We start from the raw sequence: 256 nt of genomic DNA on the forward strand, positions 1-256 counted from the left end.
CTTCCTGTGCCAAGTATCCAGCAACGGCAAGCATCGAGATGCGTCCGTGCTTGATTTCAACGTAACGGAGACGGTCGAACTTCTCCTGGTCACCGTCAGCAACAAGGCCGAGAGGATCGTAGAATCCAAGCGGTGCTTGAGCACCGAGTTCGCTCTCGAACGCCATGTTCGTGGCGACCGAAGTGCGGGCAGCCTGCTGAGCCGGAGCAAAGGCAGCAGCGGACGCGAAGAGGGAGGCAAACACGGTAAACTTCAT

General features: G+C 57.8%; 1 protein-coding gene. It reads right to left on the reverse strand.

Annotated features, from left to right (window positions below; translation table 11 throughout):
• On the reverse strand, positions 1-256 hold a 256-nt coding region (locus SM755_RS24670; protein ID WP_369335293.1), incomplete at its 3' end, for a chlorophyll a/b-binding protein.

Origin of the sequence: Natrialba sp. PRR66 (assembly GCF_034808065.1) — an archaeon.
Taxonomy (GTDB): domain Archaea; phylum Halobacteriota; class Halobacteria; order Halobacteriales; family Natrialbaceae; genus Natrialba; species Natrialba aegyptia.